Source organism: Myxococcus sp. MH1 (genome assembly GCF_059738865.1).
The window spans coordinates 4,225,995-4,245,157 of sequence record NZ_AP026947.1 but is presented as its reverse complement, the minus strand read 5'-3'; the positions used below and the strand labels follow the sequence as shown (position 1 = coordinate 4,245,157).

Below are 19,163 nucleotides of genomic sequence, written 5' to 3'. Positions count from 1 at the left end.
CGTTAGGAGGTCCGCCCCTGGACTCGACCTGGAGATGTCGGACTTGGATTACGACGTGGTGGTGGTGGGCGCGGGGTTCGGAGGGCTCGCCACGGCGCTGGAGCTGAGCCGGCGAGGTGCGCGCGTGGCGCTGTGCGAGTCGCTCAGCTATCCCGGGGGCTGCGCCAGCACGTTTCGTCGCGGCGGCTTCGCGTTCGAGTCGGGCGCGACGTTGTTCTCCGGCTTCGAGCCCCATCAGCTCTTCGGTCGCTGGATTCGCGAGCACGCGCTGGACGTGACGGTGGACTGGCTGGACCCCGTGGTGGAGCTGCGCACGCCCGGGCTGCGGTTGCCGGTGACACGAGACCGGGCCCGCTTCATCGAGACCCTGTGCGCCCTGCCGGAAGCGCCCGCACCCGCGATTCGTCGCCTGTTCGACCTCCAGTCCCAGGTGGCCGGCGCGCTCTGGGCCATGTTCGATGACCCGGACCTGCTGCCACCCTTCGACCTTCGCGCGCTCTTCCGTCACGCCGCGCGGCTGCATCGCTATGCGCCCCTCGCGCGGTGGCTCGGGCGTCCGCTCGGAGCGGTGCTGGAGCACCTCGGCCTCTCGCGCTTCACTCCGCTGCGTACCTACCTGGATGCCCTCTGTCAGATCACCGTGCAGTGCTCGGCCGCGGAAGCGGAGACACCGTTCGCGCTCGCGGCGATGGACTACTACTGGCGAGGCACGGGCCACGTCCGGGGCGGCATCGGACAGCTCGCGTGGGCCCTGGCCCGAGCGATGGAGGCCCGCGGTGGAACGCTGATGCTGGCGAACCGCGTGAAAGGCCTGTCCCGTCAGCCAGGACACTGGCAGGTCGATACCCGTCGAGGCGTGCTCCGGGCCCGACACGTGGTGGCCAATCTGCTGCCGGGAGGACTGATGCGCCTCGCGGGCCTGTCACCCGAGCGCGTCGGCTCGATGCGTGTGTTGTCGGAGCGCGTCGCCGAGGGCTGGGGCGCGGCGATGCTCTATCTCGTCATCAAGGCGCCCGACGCGGTGTCACGCGAGGCGAGCCACCTGGAGCTCGTGCGTGACGAGCAGGCTCCGTTCATCGAGGGCAACCACGTCTTCATGTCCATCAGCGGCGAGGAGGACACGGGCCGTGCACCCGAGGGACATCGCACGGTGACGACGTCCACACATGTGCCCCTGCGCAAGCTGGGGGCGATGTCCACCGAGGAGCAGGGGCGCTACATCGCGGACATCCAGACACGCATGCGCGAGTCGCTGGAGCAGCTCACGCCCGAGTGGATGCCCCACGTCACCAAGGTCCTCCCGGCCTCCCCGCGCACCTTCCAACGCTTCACCCAGCGGGAGTCCGGCGCGGTGGGCGGCGTCCCCCGTCGCGCGGGCCTGAGCCACTACCGACAGCTGGGCCCGCTGCGCGTCATGGAGGGCCTCTGGCTGGTGGGCGACTCGGCGTTCCCCGGACAGAGCACCCTGGCCACGGCGGTGGGCGGCGTGCGCACGGCGGCGAGCGTCGCGCGCGAGAGCTGAGCCTTCCCCTCACTCGTCCAGCAGGCTCGCCCAGAAGCCGACCATCCGCACCATGTCCGCCGCGCCCGCCTTCTTGTCCACCTCCGCGTGGCTGATGAGCGGCGTGGAGAGCTGATGGACCTCCGTGTACGGCCGCAGCGCCTGGGCCAGCAGCACCGACTCCATGGACGGAATCACCGTGTCGCCCGCGCCATGCAGCAGATAGACGGGCGAGGCCGGCGCGGGTGAGCGTGCCGGAGACATCGACGGGTCCGCGGCGAACTCACGCACCAGCGGCAACAACAACGGACCCAGCGCCGCCACGTTCCGAAGATTCACATAGCCCATCAACTTCGACGCGGGCTCGGGCATCCGTGTCTCCAGCACCCGTGCGTGCGCGAACGTCTCCTCCGCCAGCTTGCGGTCCGTCTGAGTCTGGTGCGAGGCCCGCAGGAACGTGCGGATGCCCTCGCGCAGCGGCTCCACCTGCTCGGGAGGCACCAGCCGGTCCGCCACGTTGAGGAGGATGATGACCACGCCATAGTCATGCGGCGTCAGGTGCGAGCCATCGGGGAGCTGACCGCTGCACAGGAAGGTCAGCACCCGGGGCAGGTCACCATGGCCTCCGAACGAGAGCGTGGAGGCCACCTTGTCCCGGAGCGCGGGCCGTCCCGCTGCGACCACGGAGAGCCCGCCCGAGAAGCTGATGCCGAACAGGTCCACCTTCCCGCCCGGCGCCAGGTCCTCGCGGCCGCTCACCCACAGGGCCGCGTCCTCGATGATGTCCGGGAGGCGCGGGGTGATTTCGTAGCGCAGCAGGTCCGGCGGCTCGGGCGAGAGCACCATCTGCCCGCCCCGGGCCAGGTCCTCCGCCAGCTTCACCAGGCGCGGCTCATCGATGCCATCCGCGTGCACGCCCGAGGTCAGCACCACCGTGCGCCCTCGCACCTCTCGCGGGCGATACAGCCGCGCGCGGACCTCGCCATGCCGGGTGGGGACCCGCAGCTCGCTCTTCTCGAACGGAGCGTTGCGAAACCCCGCCACCGCCTCCGGCACCGGACCCTGCATCCCGGCGGCGCGCACCACGAAGGACAACCCACGAAGCCAGTCGGCGCCCACGAACACCAGGGCCCCGAGCATCGCCACCAGGCCGATGCCCACCCACCGCCAGGTCTTGCGCTTCATGGGAACAGGTGCTCCACGAAGGTGCACAGGCGCTCGCGCTCGAAGGGCTTCTCCAAGAGCCCTCGCGAGTGGCGCCCCACGAACTCCCGCGCCTGCGCGGTGAAGGCCCCACCCGTCATCAGCCCGGTGCGCAGCACCAGCTCCGGCGCCAGCCGCTCCAGCTCCACCACGAAGTCCATTCCGCTCATGCCCGGCATCATCAGGTCACACAGGATGGCATCGAATCGCTCGCCGGTGGACAACCGTCTCAGCGCCTCGCGCGCGTCCTGCACCGCGTGCACCTCGTACACGTCCCGCACCAGCCGGCTCACCGAGTTGCCCACGGACGGCTCGTCGTCGATGAGCAGCAGCCTCTTGCGCATGGCCAGCGGCACCACGTTGCCCAGCACCGGGGACTCCGGCGCGGCGACGGTGCCCACCGCGAGCGCGGGCAGCACCACGCGGAAGGTGCTCCCCCACCCCTGCGCGCTGCTCACCTCGATGCGCCCGCCCATCGCCTGCACCAGCGTGAGGCAGATGGACAACCCCAGCCCCGTGCCCTCCCCCACCGGCCTCGTGGTGAAGAACGGGTCGAAGATGCGGCGTTGCACCTCCGGCGCCATGCCGTGCCCGTTGTCGCTGACCTCCAGCTCCACCTGGCCCGCGCGCCCGGTGCGCAGGCTGACGCGCACGCGGTTCTCCTCGGCCGGCCGCTCGGGCAACGACTGGAGCGCGTTGACCAGCAGGTTGAGCACCACCTGCCCCAACCGCACCTCGTTGCCGTGCACGGGCGGCACGCGCTCCAGGGTGCACACCATGCGCGCGCGGTGCGTCAGCTCGTTGCGCACCAGCCGCAGCGCGCCCTCCACCGCCCGCACCACGTCCACCGGTCCGTGTCGCTCCTCGTCGCCTCGGGCGAAGGTGCGCAGGTCCCGGACGATGGCGCAGACGCGGCCCGCGCCGTCGAGCGCCTCCGCCACCACCTCTCGCAGCTCCGGCAGCTGCTCGGCGGACAGCTCCGGCAGCGCGAGCAGATCCCTCACGTACGCGAGATTGGAGCTGACATAGGCCAGCGGGTTGTTGATTTCGTGCGCCACGCCCGCGGCCAGCGTGCCCACCGACGCCATCCGCTCGGCGAGCAGCAGCTGCGACTCCAGGCGCTTCTGGTCCGTGATGTCCCGGATGATGCAGACGAGGAAGGCCTCCCCGGCGCCGTCGAACCCGGCCTTCTTCGTCACCAGGACGCGGGCCAGCCCCGTCCTGTCGGTGAGCGTCTCCTCGCTCTCGTCGGGGCCCCCCGTGAGGAAGACCCGCTCGTCGTTGCGCCAGAAGCTGTCGGCCTCGTGCGCGGCGACGAACTCGTGGTCGGAGCGCCCCAGCAGCGCCTCCGCCGGATGTCCCATGACGCGGCAGAAGGCCTGGTTGACCGCCACCCAGCGGTGCTGCCGGTCCTTGACGAAGAGCGGCTCCGGCACCGCGTCCAGCGCGCTGCGCAGGAACGTGTTGGCGCGGCGCAGGGCCCGGACATCATGCGCCTCCGTGTCCGAGGCCAGCCGTCGACGCAGCGCCACCACCCGCGCGCCCCAGCCCGGGCCCACCGAGGCCACGCACTCGTCGGCGCCCGCCTCCGCCAGCGCCTCGGTCTGCGCGTCGTCCCGCGAGGTGAGCACCACCAGGTGCGTGCGGGCCACCACGCGCAGCGCATGCAGGCGGCGCACATCCTCGAGCAGGGCGTCCAGCGGCCCTCCCGCGTCCCACGCCACCAGCAGCCCCTCCTCCACCGGAGCGGCGATGACATCGGCCCCCGTCACGCTCAACACATGGCAGGACGGGCTCGCCCCCGACGCGCGCAGGCCGCGCTCCACCGCTTCCACCACCGCCGCAGGCACCGACACCAGTGTCGCGAGCACCGCATCACGCTCCTCGGCCCGGGCAGGCCCTGATGTCCCCGTGGAATTCACACGCAGACACCCGGCCGGATTGCAGCGTTCCCTCATGCAGGAATCAACGACGTTCCCTTCCGGACATTGCGCGGCCCTTGAGCCGCGAGGCACTGGGGACCCGTCGGGTCGCCCCCGCCACCACGTCCGGCCCGACATGGCAGGCAGGCAGCAGCGGGCACCGCTCGCAGTTCTCCGGGAGCGGCCGGGCCGGACACGCGCCGCTCATTCCATAGTGGCAGAGCGCGAAGTCGTAGCGGACGGGGTCGGCCGCATCCAACGCCCGCAGCGACGCCGTCACCTCCTCCGCCGTCCGCCACGTCAGGTCCGTGCGACGCGTCAGGCCCAGGTGTCCGGCGATGCGGCCGATGTGCGTGTCCAACGGAATCAGCAGCGCCGACGCGGGCACCCGCTTCCAGATGCCGAAGTCCACCGTGTCCGGTCCGCGCACCATCCACCGCAGGAACAGGTTCAACCGCTTGGCCGCGCCCGGCCCCAGCGGCGAGGGCAACAGGTGGTGAAGCCCCCGCTCGGGTCCCATCGCCTCGCGCAGGGGCTCCATGGGGAGGCGGCGCAGCGCGGTGGTGAAGGCGCTCAAGCCGCCGTGCAGCGAGCCCTCGGCCGCAAGTCCCCTCACGAACAGCGACTCCAGGCTGCCGTGCTCCCGCAGCGCCTGGCCCATGCCGAGCAGCAGCACCGCCAAATCAGTGCCCACGTTGAAGCGGTACACGAAGCCCGTCAGCAGGGCCTTGGCGCCAGCGACGTCCAGCTTCCGCACGAAGTCCGCGGGCGACGGGCCCATCCGCTTCAGGAGCGAGTCCACCTTGGGACGGAACAGGTCCGCGCGCCCGTAGGCCAGACAGGCGGCGAGCAGCGCGGAGACCTCGATGTCGCGGGCGTCCTGGTAGCGGTGGGGGAACTCCACCGGGTCGAACCCGATGCGGGCGCGGGCATCCGTGGAGGCCAGCACGGCGTCGAGCCGGGGGCGCAGGTGCTGCACTGCCCGAGGGCTCAGGCCAGGGTGCGTCTTCGAGCGGCGTGTCACGTCGGGGCTCCCAAATGTTCCTGGAACGGCGGCCCGCCGCCCACGCTTCCCGGGCCCACATGGGGCCCGGGAGTCCCGCGCCTCCTCCAGCGAATCAGGAGGAGGCACGGGAGGGCATCCTACGACACGGCTACGGGCTGACGGCGAACACGATGTCGTCGTGGTCGTCGTAGGCGCCCGCGTAGCACGGCGTGGCGCTGCCCTGCTTGCGGAAGCGCGCGCGCACGACCTGGTTGGCGCCGGCCGGCAGCGTGAAGGTGGCCGACAGCGTGTGCTGACCGCCCGCCGGAGGCGCCAGCGTGGTGATCTTCGTCCACACCGGGTTGCTGGCGTCGGGCGCGTGGTACAGGTCCAGCTTGTCCGGGCGCGCGGCCAGGGCCCACACGGTGGCCTCGATGAGCACCGTCTCACCGGCGGCGAAGGGGTTGCCGCTCACGGTGGACACCTTGATGCGGTCGTTCGACTCATCGAAGTGGAAGGTGCCGTTGATGCCGTCGGCGCACGAGTTGTTGACGGTGTTGGGGCCGTTCGCCTCGGGCCCCAGGCTCGCGCGGCCGACGAGCAGCGTCGTGGAGTCACACACGTTGGACACGTTGGCGCAGCGCGGGACGCGCAGCACCGGGTCGTAGATGGCGTTGCCGGAGGAGTTGCTGGTGGTCACCGTGACGGGGGCGCTGTCGGTGGTGTTGCCGATGAGGTCATAGGCCCGGGCGACGACGGCGTGGCTGCCATTGGCGATGACGGCGGTGTTCCACGCGATGGAGTACGGGGACGTGGTCGCGGTGCCGACGACGGCGCCGTCCACCAGGAACTCCACGCGGCTGATGCCCTGGTTGTCCTGCGCGTTGGCGCTGGCGGTGACGGTGCCGGACACGGTGGTGCCCGCCGACGGAGCGGTGAGCGACACGGTGGGCGCCACGGGGTCGGACAGCGTGGCGGTGCCCTTGGCGAGCTCGACCATGTACGCGCCCGCGACCTTGGCGAACTTGAGCGCGTGGTTCGCGTTGTTGCCGCTCACCGCGAGGGTGTCGTTCGCGGTGTGGATGGTGCTGTTGTGCTGCCCCATCATCGCCTCGAACGGGATGGAGGCCGCGAAGCCCGCCGCGTTCCAGGACGCGTGGTCCGAGCAGCCGTAGCCACACGCCGAGGTGGCCTGCTGCACGCCGGCGACATAGGTGGAGATCAGGCTGCCGATGAACGCGTTCTGCGCCGCGTTGGTGAAGTCCGTCATCAGCACGACATCGGCCACGGAGCCCTTGTAGTTCGTCATGTCGAGCTGGAGGACGCCGACGACCTTGTCGCCCTCGTTCTTGGCCTTGTCGGCGATCTCCTTGGAGCCGCGCAGGCCCACCTCCTCGGCGGCGTAGGCCATGAACTTCACCGTGCGCAGCGGCTGGTAGTTGGAGGCCATGGCCACGCGGATGACCTCGGACAACGTCGAGATGCCGGACGCGTTGTCATCCGCGCCGGGGGCCGCGGAGCCCGACAGGTTGGTGGAGTCCAGGTGGCCACCCAGGACGACGATCTCCTCGTCTCCCGCCGGCACCTGCTGCGTGCCCTGGATGGTCAGGATGACGGACGGCTGCGCCCACAACGCGTGGGTGAAGAGCTCCACGGTGACGTCGCCGCCGGTCTGCGCTCGCGCGCCGGCATAACCCGCCCACAGGTCCCGCACCCACGTGGCGGCGGCCACGCCATGGGTGGACGTGTAGTAACGCGTGGGGAACTGCGTCGAGAGGTACTGGATGTTGGCGTGGATGTTCGTCGCGGCCATGCCGCCGATGAGCGTGTTGACCACCGGGGCCTTGTCCAGCGAGTACGTCACCGCCAGCGAGGGGGCCAGCGCGGGCGCACCTTCGATGGCCAGCTCCGCGAGCGCGTCCGCTTCCGTCTCGTGATAGAGGAAGCCGCCACAGCGCTTGAGCTTCTCGTGCATCACCTCGGAGACGAGGTCGATGCGCGACTCGGGCAGCTTCATCGCGACGACGTCGCCCTGGCGCCCCGCGAGCGCCGGAACCCGCTCTCCGGCCACGATGAACGCGGCGTTCACCTCCGTGACGGCATCCGCGCCGAGGGTGATCCACACCTCGCGCTCCGGCGCCTTCGCGTACGCCGAGACACAGCCAAGCATCAACGCCAACGAACCCAGTCGTTTCATATGCATGGGGCTCCTCCTCTCCGGGAGGGTCAACTTTGAAGGGACGACCAACGGGACCTATTCGCGACAGAGCAGCGAATTCCGTATACTCTGCGTAAACATTTCCCGTGGGTCAATCCTCAAGCCCCTGGCAATAAGGGAAAGCCGCAATAACTCTCGCGCGATGAAAAAACCGCGCGTTCGTTACCGGGTCAGCTCCCGAACGGCGTGGCCCAGCTCGGGGAGGATGAGCGCCTCCAGCGCGAGCCGTACGGCCTGCGGCGAGCCCGGCAGGGCGAAGATCATCATTCCCTGATACGTGCCGGCGGTCGCGCGCGACATCATGGCCGGGCTGCCAATCTGCTTGTACGAGAGCATGCGGAACAGCTCACCGAAGCCGGGGAGCTCCTTCTCGAACAGACCTCGCAGCGTCTCCACCGTGGTGTCGCGCCGACCGATGCCGGTGCCCCCGGTGAAGAGGATGGCCCGGGCGCCCACCGACTGGGCCTCCGCCACCGCCTGCCGGATGGCCTCCGGGTCGTCCTTCACGACGACGTAGCCGGCGACGCCGTGGCCCGCGGACTCGAGGCCCTCGCGCAGCACCCTGCCGCTCGCGTCACGTGAGGCATCGCGGCTGTCGGAGCACGTCACCACGAAGGTGCTGACGTGCACCGGCGCACGCGACTTGTGCTCGTGCGAGACGCTTGCCGCACCGTGCTCGTGTCCGTGGCCGTGGGCATGAGCGTGCCCATGCTCGTGGCCGTGGCCGTGGCCGTGCCCATGCTCGTGGCCGTGGCCGTGGCCGTGCCCATGCTCGTGTCCGTGGCCGTGGCCGTGGGCATGAGCGTGCCCATGCTCGTGGCCGTGGCCGTGGGCATGAGCGTGCCCATGCTCGTGGCCGTGGTCATGAGCGTGCTCATGCTCGTGGCCGTGGCGGTGTTCGTGGTCATGACCGTGGCCGTGCTCATGCGAGTGCCCGTGGTCATGCGCGTGCGCGGCGTCATGACCGTGTCGGTGGTCATGCGCGTGCTCGTGCTCATGCGCGTGTTCGTGGGAATGCACCACGCCATCCTCATGGGTGTGGGGATGTTCGTGGTGGTGCTCGTGCCGATGCGAGGGCGGCGCGCCGCCGTGGTCATGGTCGTCGTGTGCCATGAGGAGGAGACTCCGGTGCCGGAGGCACGTCAGGTGTTGTCGGGAAGCTCGACGACGAGGGCGCCGTCCTGGACCTCGACGCTCACTGTCGGCTGGTCGTCACAGACCCCGGGCGAGGTCTCGTTCCTCCCCGTGTCTATGTCGAAGCCGACCTCATGGCACGGGCAGACGACCATGTTGTCCTCGATGCGTCCGCCCGACAGCAGACAGCCCGCGTGGTTGCACCAGTCATCAAGGCCCTTGTAACGGCCGTGAATCTTCGCGATGCAGACATTGCGCTTGCCGACTTCGTAGCCGCGCATTTCCCTCTCGGCGAAGTCCGCCGGTCCGAGCTTGATCTTCGTCATCGCCGCCCTTTTCCCACAACGAGAAGCAAGCTGCACCCCCGTTCCCCGGGCATTACCTTCTTCCAGGTGACCTCTGACGTGACCCCGCCCATCGTCGACAAAGCCACCGTTGCCCAGGTCCTCCGGGACATCTCCCTGCTGCTCCAGCTCCAGGGCGAGAACGGCTTCCGCTCCCGTGCCTACGACATGGGGGCCGACCGCATCCTCGGCCTCACCCAGGAGCTGGGCACCCTCGTCGCCGAGGGCCGCCTGGAGAGCCTGCCGGGCATCGGCCCCGCGCTCGCCGAGAAGATCACCGAGCTGGTGACCACCGGACGGATGACCTACTTCGAGGAGCTGCGGGCGAAGTTCCCTCCGGGACTCCTGGAGCTGATGAAGCTGCCGGACATCGGCCCGCGCAAGGTCGCCACCCTCTGGAAGGAGCTGGGCATCGGCGGCGTCGAGGCGCTGGAGCAGGCCTGCCGCGAGGGGCGCGTGAAGCAGCTCAAGGGCTTCGGAGAGAAGAGCCAGGCGAAGATCCTCGAGGGCATCACCCTGTATCGCCGCGCCCGCGGCGAGCGGAAGCTGCTGGGCGACGTGCTCCCCATCGCCGAGGGCCTGCTGGAGCGCGTACGCGCCTCCCCCGGGGTCATCCGCGCCAGCCTGGGCGGCAGCGTGCGCCGCCGCGCCGAGACGGTGGCGGACGTGGACATCATCGCCTCCGCCGCGGACCCCGGCCCCGTGCTGGACGCGCTCGCCACCTCCCCCGGCGTGGCCACCGTGATTGGCAAGGGCGACAGCAAGTGCTCCGTTCGCATGGAGGCCGGCGACCTCCAGGTGGACCTGCGCGTGCTCCCCGACGAGGACTTCGCCACCGCCCTGCACCACTTCACCGGCTCCAAGGCCCACCACATCCGCCTGCGCAACCTGGGCCACGAGCGCGGCATGAAGATCTCCGAGTGGGGCGTGCACCGCGACGACGGCACCAAGCTGCCCGTCGCGGACGAGGCCGCGCTCTACGCGCTGCTCGACATGCAGTTCGTCCCGCCGGAGCTGCGCGAGGACAACGGCGAGGTGGAGGCCGCGCGCGCGGGCAAGCTGCCCACCGACCTGGTGACGATGGAGGACCTGCAGGGCGCCGTGCACGCCCACTCCACCTGGTCCGACGGCCGCAACACGCTCGAGGAGATGGCGCTCGCCGCCAAGGCCCTGGGGCTGAAGTACCTCACGATCACCGAGCACAGCGAGGCGGCCATCTACGCGGGCGGCCTCAAGGTGGAGGCGCTCGAGCGCCAGTGGGAGGAGATCGACCGCGTCAACGCCGCCGTCCCCGGCATGCGCCTGCTCAAGGGCATCGAGGTGGACATCCTCGAGTCCGGCGCGCTCGACTACGACGACAAGGTACTCGAGAAGCTGGAGGTGGTCATCGCCTCCATCCACGTGCGCCACTCCATGGACGAGGACCAGATGACGAAGCGGGTCCTCACCGCGCTGGACAACCCGCACCTGCACATCCTCGGGCACCCCACCGGCCGGCTGCTCCAGAGCCGCGAGCCCTATCCCCTGCGCATGGACGAGGTGCTCGAGCACGCCGCCCGGCGCGGCGTCGCGGTGGAGATCAACGGCAAGCCCGCGCGGCTGGACATCAAGGCCGAGTATGTCCGCAAGGCGGTGCAGTTGGGCGTGAAGCTGGTGGTGAGCTGCGACGCACACCGCCGCGAGGACCTGGCCAACCTGGCCTTCGGGGTCGCCACCGCCCGGCGGGGCTGGGCCCGCAAGCAGGACGTGCTCAACACCCAGAGCGCCGAGCGCTTCCTCACCGCGCTGCGCGCCGGGCGGTGATAGGCTGCCTGGCGCGCCGATGTCCCGCCTGTCCCCGCTCGTCCTCTCACTGTGTCTCCTCGCCCTGCCCGCCGTCGCGGCGGACAAGGCGCGCCCCTCGCGCGCGGACCTCCAGCGCGTGCTGGAGCAGCACACCCGCTCCGTGGTGAAGGTCACCGGCCCCCAGCGCACCGGCCACGGCGTCATCGTGGGTGCCGCCGGACAGGTGCTCACCTCCGTGGAGCCCGTGGGCGAGGAGTATGTCGGCCTCCAGGTCGCCACCGTGGAGCACGCGGGCCAGGCCCTGCCGGCGCGCGTCCTGCTCGCCAACGGCGCGCTGAAGGTCGCCGTCGTCGCGGCGCCGGATGGCGCGTACCCCGCGGTGGCGGTGCGGCTTCTCAAGGACGGCGACAGCCTGGAGGGACGCTGGGTGGTGGGCGTGGTGCCCGGCACCCGGGGCCGTCCCGCGAAGCCGACGGCGGCCCAGGTCTCCCGCGCGACGGCGCCCTTCTATGACGTGCCCCTCGCCCTTCCTCCCGGCAGCCCCGTGTTCGATGGGGACGGCAGGCTGGTGGCGGTGGTGGTGCAGCGCACCCGGCGCGGCTGCAGGGTGCTGCCCATGGGCGAGGTGAAGGTGACGCTCGCCTCCGCGGACGGACCATGACCCAGCAGTCGGTGGCGACTCCCTGGCGCCCCAGCGCCGTGCAGGAAGCCGTGGGCCTGTGGGCCCTGGGCTTCGCGGGCATCATCGCCTCGTTCCTCGCCTTCGGCGGCACCAGCATCCCCAAGCTGGTGGCCACGGTGGGCTTCCTCTACCTGCCCCTCATCCCCATGCGCTGGCGGGACGAGGACTACCGCGACTACGGCCTGTCCGCCCGCGCGTGGCGCGAAGACCTGGTGTTGTTCCTCAAGGTCTCCGCGCTGGTGGGCCCGCTGTTCTTCCTCGCGTTCGCCGGCTTCGTGGAGCTGCTGCCCCACCTGCCCGAGTCACTCGCGCGACACCTCACGCCCCTGGGCGGCGAGGTCCACTTCCGCCTCCGGCTGCCGCCGCGCTTCGGCGAGTGGGTGGTGGATCAGCTCTTCGTCGTGGCCCTGCCCGAGGAGTTCTTCTACCGGGGGTATCTGCAGGCGCGCCTGCGCGACGCCTGGCCCCAGGGCCGCAAGTTCCTCGGCGCCCGGCTGGGGCCCGCCTTCTGGGTGACCGCCCTGCTCTTCGCCCTGGGCCACTTGGCCATCTTCCAGACCTGGCGGCTGTCGGTCTTCTTCCCCGCCCTGCTGTTCGGCTGGATGCGCGAGCGCACCGGCACCGTCGTCGGCGCCGCCCTCTTCCACGCCGCCTGCAACCTCTTCGTGCGCGTGCTCGAGGCGTCCTTCTTCGGCGGGCCCTGATCCACCCCGAAGCCCCGGAAGAGCGCCTTTCCATGCCGGTGAGGCTGGAAAAATCCTGGGATAATTCACGGTTAATTCGGCTTCGCGGTCCGGAAACCCGCCCGGGTGGGCTCATACCCCCAGAGTGACGGCCAGCACTCCGTGTCCTCAAAACCGCTTGAAAACACTGAAACACGGGCTGAAACAAGCCGACAAACCCGAAATGGCGCGTCGCAGCAGGGGGGGCGGCAACTCCATGTGACGTGGGTGCGACAATTCTCGCATCCCCCGCTGTGAATGAGCTTTGAAATGACCATCCGCCGAGTCGACACCAAGCCCGTCAGCGTTCGCCCCGCGACCACCGAGACCCAGCCCAAGAACACCGCGAAGGCGGCCAGCACCCCGCTGCAGACCAAGGACGGCTTCGGCCCCGCGGCGCGCACGACGGACCTGGCGCGCGCGGAGAAGACGCTGACGCAGGTCCCCGCCGGCCCGGGCCGTCTGGCGCTGCAGAGCCCCGAGGCGCAGAAGGCCGTGCAGACCTCGCTCAGCCACCTCAACCCGCTCAAGGGCGCGCAGACGCTGATGGCGCAGCAGCCCGCGTTCGCGGCCGCCAACGTGGAGAAGGACGCGCTGGGCATGACGCACGTGCGTCTGGACCGCGTTCACGAGGGCGTGAAGGTCTTCGGCGAGCAGGTCATCACGCACCTGGACAAGGACGGCAAGGTGACGAGCGTCACCGGCGAGCAGTCCGTGGTCCCCGAGGGCCTGGGCAAGGAGCTGCCCAAGCTGAACACCCAGTCCGCCATCGACATCGCGCGCAAGGAGTTCGGCGGCAAGCCGGACAAGCAGCCGCACGCCGAGCGCGTCATCTACCAGGACAAGGCCGGTGAGTATCACTCCGCCTACCGCGTGCAGATGTCGCAGATCGAGGGCCAGGACCGCCCCCGCAAGATGAACTACCTGGTGGATGCGAACACCGGGAAGATCTTCGAGTCGTACAACGAGATCGGCGGCTTCTACGGCTCCAACAAGGGCCTGCCGAAGGCGGGCGTGTCGGCCGGGCAGATCTCCGCGACGAACACCACCAAGGCGGAGATCGCCGACAACAGCACCGTGACGTCCAAGGTCAAGGTGGACCAGGACGGCACCATCGAGAGCCTGAAGCTGGACCTGGACATCGCCCACACGTTCAAGGGCGACCTGAAGGTCACGCTGACCAGCCCCTCGGGCAAGAGCGCGGTGGTGCACAACCGCGCCGGTGGCAGCGCGGACGACGTGAAGGGCACGTTCGACCTGAGCGACTTCGCCGGTGAGTCGGCCAAGGGCGAGTGGACGCTGACGGTCGAGGACAAGGCCAAGCGCGACACGGGCACGCTCAACGGCTGGGGCATCAGCATCACCCCGAAGGAAGTGCCCCCCGAGCCCGGCAGCAAGGCGGACGACACGTCGCTGTACAGCGGCAAGGTGGCGCTGGACACCAAGCAGCAGCCGGACGGCACGTACACGCTCGAGGACAGCACGCGCGGCAAGGGCGTGAACACCTACGACGCGATGAACAAGTCGACGGCGTCGGGCAAGACGCAGCTGACGGACGACAACGACGTCTGGGGCGAGGCCACCGACGGCCAGCGCACCAAGGCGGGCGTGGACGCGCACTACGGCGCGGCGATGACGTACGACTTCCTCAAGGAGGTCCTCGGCCGTGACTCCATCGACGGCGCGGGCGAGGCGCTCAACTCCTTCGTCCACGTGCGCACCAACTACGTGAACGCGTTCTGGGACGGCACGAAGATGAGCTACGGCGACGGCGACGGCAAGACGTCCGGCCCGCTCACCGCGCTGGACATCGCCGGCCACGAGATCGCCCACGGCCTGACGGAGCGCACCGCCGGCCTCATCTACCGCAACGAGTCCGGTGGTCTGAACGAGGCGTTCAGCGACATCATGGGCGCGGGCGTGGAGTGGTACGCGTCCACGAAGAACCCGGCCGTGAAGTTCAACTGGACGGTGGGCGAGACGGCCTGGACGCCGACGAACGGCGACTCCGAGGACGGCCTGCGCTACATGGACGACCCGAAGCGGGACAACTACTCCATCGACAACTACAAGGACTACCCGAAGCAGACGGAGGTCCACGGCTCCAGCGGCATCGCGAACAACGCGTTCTACCTGCTGGCCAACGGCGGCACGAACCGCACGTCGCAGATCGAGGTCAAGGACGGCATCGGCATGGACAAGGGCCTGAAGATCTACTACCGCGCCCTGGCCCACTACATGACGCCGAACACCACGTTCGCCCAGGCCCGCGCCGCCACCGTCCAGGCGGCCACGGACCTGTACGGCGCGGACTCGACCGAGGTGGCGAAGGTCAAGGAGAGCTGGACCGCCGTCGGCGTGAACTAGCGCTGACGTGAGCCGGGAGGACGGGGGCCGAACTCCTCGCCCTCCGGCTCCAGTCGCCAGGATTGTGATTGCAGTCCCGAGGCCCGGGACTCCGCGCCAGCCCACTGGCGAAGGAGTGCCTGGGCCTCGTTGCGTTCGGCGACGGGCAGCTGGGAGATGCGCGCGCCGTGGTTGCCCGCGGGCACGGTGTACAGCGCGGACTCACGCGCGCCGCCCAGCTCCACGGCCGCCGCCGTCCACGGGTCCTGCCCGCCGTAGACGAACATCAAGCGCTCGCCCTCGCGCGAGACCCAGTCCTGGATGTCCGGCATGGCGTGCTCGACGAAGGTGGCCGTCACGCCCTGGGGCAGGTACGTCGCCGGCACGTCGGTGCCCGGGAAGCGCAGCAGGTCCGCCAGGTGGGACTCGAACGGCCGGGGGAAGCCCAGCTCCGCGGCGGCCTGGTAGTAGTAGGGCCCGTAGGCGTCCACGTCCGCGTCCGCGAAGAAGGCGAGCCCCACGCGCCCGTCCAGCTCGTCCATGAGCGCGGCGTCGCTGCCGGTCGCCGGGGGCACGGTGTCGCAGCGCGAGAGGCTGTCGTACTGCCAGAAGTAGAAATAGTGCTCGATGAGGGCGTGCTCGAAGGCGCGCTCCAGGCCCAGGTGCGTGAAGGCGAGCTGCCGCTCCCGGGCGCGCGTCTCCATCAGCGCCAGCATCGCCTCGCGCCGGCCGAGGGCCGCGCGCTGGAAGGCCTTCAATCGCTCACGGCACTCCGCGGTGCCGACGGACTCCTGGAAGGCGACGAAGCGCGCGTCGTCGTAGCGGGCGAGCGGCGCCACGTACGCCACCGTCCCGTCCACGTCGTCCGGATAGAAGCGCCGGAAGAACACCATCGTCTCGCCGCCCTTGCTGGCGCCGGTGGAGATCCACTTCCGGGGATACAGCGGCTTGAAGGCCTGGACGACGCGGTGGAAGTCGTCCGCGGACTGCTTGATGGTGAGCAGGCTCCAGTCCGCGGGCGACGGGCGGCTGGGGCCGAAGAAGCGGTGCTCCAGCGAGAGCTGGTTGGCGTCGAGCAGCTGCGTGGGCTCGCGCCGCGAGGCCTGGAGCGAGACGAAGTAGCCGCCCGCGTAGAGCACCATGGGGCGGTCGCTGGAGACATGCAGCAGCGTCATGCGCTGACGGAAGCGCGGGCCGTCCGGGCGGGTGTGGTCCGCGGGCTGCTCGAACTCCATGACGAAGAAGCGGGCCGACGCGGGGAACTGCGCGTCCAGGGCCTCCTCGCGCACCGTCAGGCCGGGGATGGCGGACAGGCGCGCGAAGATGTCCTCCTCGACGACGGGGTCTCCGTCATCACAAGCCCAAGACAGACAGGCGGCGAGAGCGAGGGCAAGAAGCCCACGACGCAGGACAGGCTCGGCGGACATGACGCTCCAGTTCGCACCGCTCCGCTCGCGCCGGGACGACGCGCGGGACGGGCTCGGGCGTGGAGGCTACTCCGATTCGGCGCAAGGGCCCGCTCAGGGCGCCAGCGTGGAGACGCCGGCGACCACCGGGAGGCCCTCGTCGCGCGGCAGGCCGTCCATCAACAACATCATCGTGTGGGCGCTCGCGTGGCGCAGCGCCTTCGCGGCGGCGTACTCGGGCGAGGACCACCAGGAGCGGGCCTGCTCGACGTTGGGGAACTCGAGGATGACGAAGCGCGGCGGCTGCCACGTCCCCTCGAGCGCCTCCGTCGCCCCACCCCGGACCAGGTAGCGCCCGCCGTACCGCGCGATGGAGGGCGGCGCCAGCTGCCGGTAGCGCTCATACGTCTGCACGTCATGCACCGCGATTTCGACGACGACGTAGGCAGGCATGGGCGCTCTCCTGTCGGTGGGCTTTCAGAACACGAACGGGAACCGCACGGGCCCCCCCTGCTCCTGGTGCTTGGGGAAGTCCCACGCACGGACCTTGGCCTCGATGCAGCGAGCGAACGACGTGCCCCGGAGTGACGCCGTCTCGGTGACGACCTCCGACACCTCGCCACTGGGGAGGATGGACCAGCGCACGACGACGCGCGTGCCCTCGTCCACCGGGCGTGGCTTCACGTTCGCGCACGCGGTGACCTCGCCCTTCTTGGCGAGCACGACCTCGAAGACGTCCGACTGGGTGAGCGACAGGCGCGGGTTCTGGATGGGCGCCACCGGCGGGATGTAGACGGACGGCGGCGGCTCACGCTTGCGCGGGCCCGACGCCGGGCCCGACAGCTCGCGCGCATAGGCCGCGTCCGGGCCCAGGTCGCTCTCCAGGTCCCCGAAGTCATCCTCCGCCGCCGCGGGCGCCTCGGCGGGCGTGGGCGCGGGCGCGGTGGACCGGGAGGACAGCTTCACGTAGGCGGCGCGGGAGCTCGGCGACACGGGCGGCGCGGACTCCACGTCCCGCTCCTGGCGCGACGTGCGAGAGATGCCGCTCACCTCGGCCGCGAGCCCGCCACCCGACGCGGGCACCACCGGCACCGAGCCACCCCGCTCCACGGTGACGACCCCCGTGAGCGAGGGACGCGAGGGCGCGCTCGCCGTCGCGACGGCGCCTCCGGCTGGAATCACGGCGCCACCGCCGGGCGCCCCCACGGCTGAGCGCGCGAGCGCGTCCGCCACGGCGGGCGCGGGAGGCTTCGCCGCGACTTCGCGAGGCGTCTCGACGAGCACGGGCGCCACGGACAGCTCGGCCGGCACCTGTGCCATCGGAGCCGGCGCCGCGGCGGGCACGGCCGGAGCCACCGGGGCCGGAGCGGACGCAGCGGGCGGCTCGGACTTCATGAACGCGGGCAGGTTGAAGCGCGACAGCAGCTGCGAGGCCCCGACACCCGAGCCGAACAGGCCCATGACGATGGCCACGGTGACGCCTCCGGCGACGCCGCCGGCCAGCGTGAACCACCAGCCACCCAGCCTCCACTTCGCCTCGACCTGCTCGGTGGCCGCCGTCACCTCGGCCAGCACCGCGTGGGCGCCCACCGGGTCCACCGGCACCGAAGCGGCGGGAGCGGGAGCACTCGGCGCGGCGGGTGACGCCACCACGGCCCACGCGGGAATGCCCGAGACATCCGCCTCGCTCACGACCGCGAGCCCAGGCGCGCCCGGCAGCTCCGTCAGGGCGGCGTCCAGGGCCGCGCTGAGCTCCTGCGTCGCCGGCATCAGCGCCTCGACCAGCTCCGGCACCTGGCTCACCGGCACCCAGGCCTGGAAGCCCGCGCGCCAGCACAGCGTCTCCGGCCGCAGCTCACCGCGCGCCCAGGGCTCCTTGAGGGCCTCCGCGTCGAAGGGGCCCGAGGGCTGGGCGCCCAGGGCGAGGAACCAGGCGTGGTTCGCCGCGATGGGCGGCGTGGGCGTGGCGTCCTCCTCCACCAGCACGGAGGACACGAGCGAGCGACGCACACCCTTGTGCAGCCGCTCCTCGTTCACGTCGTTGCGGGCGCGCGCGTTGGCCGCCGCCACGCGGGGGTTCTTGTCCGTGCGCAGCTTGCTGACGAAGACGTCGAGCTCCGCCTCGGACACCCCGCCGAACACAGGGGTGCCTCCGCCGTCCGGCTCGTGGGGGCCCGCGGTTGTTTCATCCGGCTGGGACTTACCGTCCCGTGAATCGCCGACCATTCGCCAGCTCCTTGCTTCCACCACGCCCCGACGCCATCAGAACCCCAACAATGGAATGCCGACGCGCGATTTCGTCAACGGGGAGTCTCTGCGCGAAGGTGGCCAGGGTCCACACTCAAGAAGGAGAGGGGGCGGAAATCTCCATTCTCACGCCGAATCACGAGACACACCACCGCACATCTCCCCACGCATACAGCAGAAGACCTCCAGTCTCACTCGACACAGAGGTGCTTCTCCAGGACGAGGAAGGTAGGCGCGGGGAAGCCCGGGTGGGTGCCCTGCGAGTGGAGCTGGTAGCCGAGCCGGCCATACCAGACGTGGTGGTTTTTCAACGCGAGCCGGACGGAGAGGCGCACCCTGTCCCGTCCCGCCGCGCGGGCACGCGCCTCCACGGCGTCGACGAGCAGACGGGCCAGTCCCCGCCCCCGATGGGCGGGCAGCACCGCGAGGCGGTCCAGGTACACGTGGTCCGGCTTCACGTGGAAGAAGACACAGCCCACCGGGTCACCGGTGTCCGTCTCGGACACCAGCGCGCCGCCGTCCTCCAGCTCTCGGCGGACCGCGGCCTCCGTCTTGCCGTGGGCACTGGAGGGAGGCTCCAGCCGCCCACGGTACTCCTCGAACGACTCGCGCAGCAGGCGGGCGAGGAGCGCGGCGTCGTCCGAGGTCGCTTCGCGCGGAAGGGGCAT

At 70.5% G+C, this 19,163-nt stretch carries 16 protein-coding genes; 5 read left to right on the top strand and 11 right to left on the bottom strand.

The genetic code is table 11. From position 1 onward, the window contains the following. Positions 1 to 34 precede the first annotated feature (34 nt). Positions 35 to 1,522, top strand: coding sequence for a phytoene desaturase family protein (locus AC6JA9_RS17030; protein ID WP_497960139.1), 1,488 nt, complete (start codon positions 35 to 37; stop codon positions 1,520 to 1,522). A 9-nt stretch (positions 1,523 to 1,531) separates the two neighbouring features. Here AC6JA9_RS17030 and AC6JA9_RS17025 read toward each other — a convergent pair whose 3' ends face one another. From AC6JA9_RS17025 to AC6JA9_RS16995, 7 genes are all read right to left on the bottom strand, one after another. Continuing rightward, a complete protein-coding gene (locus AC6JA9_RS17025) occupies positions 1,532 to 2,686 on the bottom strand; it encodes a hypothetical protein (protein ID WP_408890798.1) in 1,155 nt (384 codons plus the stop codon). Continuing rightward, positions 2,683 to 4,575 (bottom strand): hybrid sensor histidine kinase/response regulator, encoded by a 1,893-nt coding sequence (locus AC6JA9_RS17020; protein ID WP_426746822.1) that lies wholly within the window; start codon positions 4,573 to 4,575, stop codon positions 2,683 to 2,685. Before AC6JA9_RS17020 ends, AC6JA9_RS17025 begins: the two co-directional genes overlap by 4 nt. Positions 4,576 to 4,669: 94 nt before the next feature. Next, positions 4,670 to 5,650, bottom strand: coding sequence for a TIGR02757 family protein (locus AC6JA9_RS17015; RefSeq protein ID WP_223746869.1), 981 nt, complete (start codon positions 5,648 to 5,650; stop codon positions 4,670 to 4,672). A 130-nt stretch (positions 5,651 to 5,780) separates the two neighbouring features. Beyond that, positions 5,781 to 7,814 carry a M20/M25/M40 family metallo-hydrolase gene (locus tag AC6JA9_RS17010; protein WP_267696669.1) on the bottom strand — a complete coding sequence of 678 codons (2,034 nt, stop codon included), beginning with the start codon at positions 7,812 to 7,814 and terminating at the stop codon, positions 5,781 to 5,783. Positions 7,815 to 7,991: 177 nt separating this feature from the next. Next, on the bottom strand, positions 7,992 to 8,459 hold the full coding sequence (locus AC6JA9_RS17005; RefSeq protein ID WP_223746923.1) for a MogA/MoaB family molybdenum cofactor biosynthesis protein: 468 nt from the start codon (positions 8,457 to 8,459) through the stop codon (positions 7,992 to 7,994). Further along, a complete protein-coding gene (locus AC6JA9_RS17000) occupies positions 8,435 to 8,827 on the bottom strand; it encodes a hypothetical protein (RefSeq protein ID WP_497960136.1) in 393 nt (130 codons plus the stop codon). The genes AC6JA9_RS17005 and AC6JA9_RS17000 overlap by 25 nt, the downstream gene beginning before the upstream one ends. 144 nt (positions 8,828 to 8,971) lie before the next feature. After that, complete coding sequence (locus AC6JA9_RS16995; protein ID WP_497960134.1) at positions 8,972 to 9,289, bottom strand: Rieske (2Fe-2S) protein; 318 nt, start codon at positions 9,287 to 9,289, stop codon at positions 8,972 to 8,974. 78 nt (positions 9,290 to 9,367) lie between these two features. Here AC6JA9_RS16995 and polX point away from each other — a divergent pair, with 78 nt between their 5' ends. The 4 genes from polX to AC6JA9_RS16975 all read left to right on the top strand — a co-directional run bounded on the left by polX (position 9,368) and on the right by AC6JA9_RS16975 (position 14,863). Further along, entirely contained in the window at positions 9,368 to 11,110 is a 1,743-nt protein-coding gene (polX, locus tag AC6JA9_RS16990; protein WP_223746867.1) for a DNA polymerase/3'-5' exonuclease PolX, read from the top strand. Positions 11,111 to 11,129: 19 nt separating this feature from the next. Next, positions 11,130 to 11,753, top strand: a complete 624-nt coding sequence (locus AC6JA9_RS16985; protein ID WP_223746866.1) for an MXAN_2756 family trypsin-like serine endoprotease — start codon at positions 11,130 to 11,132, stop codon at positions 11,751 to 11,753. Further along, complete coding sequence (gene mrtX / locus AC6JA9_RS16980) at positions 11,750 to 12,478, top strand: myxosortase MrtX (protein ID WP_223746865.1); 729 nt, start codon at positions 11,750 to 11,752, stop codon at positions 12,476 to 12,478. The genes AC6JA9_RS16985 and mrtX overlap by 4 nt, the downstream gene beginning before the upstream one ends. 288 nt (positions 12,479 to 12,766) lie before the next feature. Continuing rightward, positions 12,767 to 14,863: a M4 family metallopeptidase gene (locus AC6JA9_RS16975; RefSeq protein WP_223746864.1), complete on the top strand. Its 2,097-nt coding sequence runs from the start codon at positions 12,767 to 12,769 to the stop codon at positions 14,861 to 14,863. Here the strand turns inward: AC6JA9_RS16975 and AC6JA9_RS16970 are convergent. From AC6JA9_RS16970 to AC6JA9_RS16955, 4 genes are all read right to left on the bottom strand, one after another. Continuing rightward, complete coding sequence (locus tag AC6JA9_RS16970) at positions 14,860 to 16,269, bottom strand: S28 family serine protease (RefSeq protein WP_497960131.1); 1,410 nt, start codon at positions 16,267 to 16,269, stop codon at positions 14,860 to 14,862. The genes AC6JA9_RS16975 and AC6JA9_RS16970 overlap by 4 nt on opposite strands. A gap of 93 nt (positions 16,270 to 16,362) precedes the next feature. Next, on the bottom strand, positions 16,363 to 16,701 hold the full coding sequence (locus AC6JA9_RS16965) for a DUF1330 domain-containing protein (protein ID WP_141329927.1): 339 nt from the start codon (positions 16,699 to 16,701) through the stop codon (positions 16,363 to 16,365). 24 nt (positions 16,702 to 16,725) lie between these two features. After that, the gene (locus AC6JA9_RS16960) at positions 16,726 to 18,474 is read right to left on the bottom strand and encodes a GYF domain-containing protein (protein ID WP_497960130.1); all 1,749 of its coding nucleotides are present in this window, start codon (positions 18,472 to 18,474) and stop codon (positions 16,726 to 16,728) included. 212 nt (positions 18,475 to 18,686) lie between these two features. Beyond that, a complete protein-coding gene (locus AC6JA9_RS16955; RefSeq protein WP_497960129.1) occupies positions 18,687 to 19,163 on the bottom strand; it encodes a GNAT family N-acetyltransferase in 477 nt (158 codons plus the stop codon).

Bases quoted from the DNA above. Each gene is read 5' to 3' on its own strand.
- AC6JA9_RS16960 (WP_497960130.1), bottom strand. From the start codon at position 18,474: ATGGTCGGCGATTCACGGGACGGTAAGTCCCAGCCGGATGAAACAACC.
- AC6JA9_RS16985 (WP_223746866.1), top strand. From the start codon at position 11,130: ATGTCCCGCCTGTCCCCGCTCGTCCTCTCACTGTGTCTCCTCGCCCTG.
- AC6JA9_RS16975 (WP_223746864.1), top strand. From the start codon at position 12,767: ATGACCATCCGCCGAGTCGACACCAAGCCCGTCAGCGTTCGCCCCGCG.
- AC6JA9_RS17025 (WP_408890798.1), bottom strand. From the start codon at position 2,686: ATGAAGCGCAAGACCTGGCGGTGGGTGGGCATCGGCCTGGTGGCGATG.
- AC6JA9_RS17000 (WP_497960136.1), bottom strand. From the start codon at position 8,827: ATGAGCACGAGCACGCGCATGACCACCGACACGGTCATGACGCCGCGC.
- mrtX (WP_223746865.1), top strand. From the start codon at position 11,750: ATGACCCAGCAGTCGGTGGCGACTCCCTGGCGCCCCAGCGCCGTGCAG.
- AC6JA9_RS16955 (WP_497960129.1), bottom strand. From the start codon at position 19,163: ATGCCCCTTCCGCGCGAAGCGACCTCGGACGACGCCGCGCTCCTCGCC.
- AC6JA9_RS16995 (WP_497960134.1), bottom strand. From the start codon at position 9,289: ATGACGAAGATCAAGCTCGGACCGGCGGACTTCGCCGAGAGGGAAATG.
- AC6JA9_RS17010 (WP_267696669.1), bottom strand. From the start codon at position 7,814: ATGCATATGAAACGACTGGGTTCGTTGGCGTTGATGCTTGGCTGTGTC.
- AC6JA9_RS17030 (WP_497960139.1), top strand. From the start codon at position 35: ATGTCGGACTTGGATTACGACGTGGTGGTGGTGGGCGCGGGGTTCGGA.
- AC6JA9_RS16970 (WP_497960131.1), bottom strand. From the start codon at position 16,269: ATGTCCGCCGAGCCTGTCCTGCGTCGTGGGCTTCTTGCCCTCGCTCTC.
- AC6JA9_RS16965 (WP_141329927.1), bottom strand. From the start codon at position 16,701: ATGCCTGCCTACGTCGTCGTCGAAATCGCGGTGCATGACGTGCAGACG.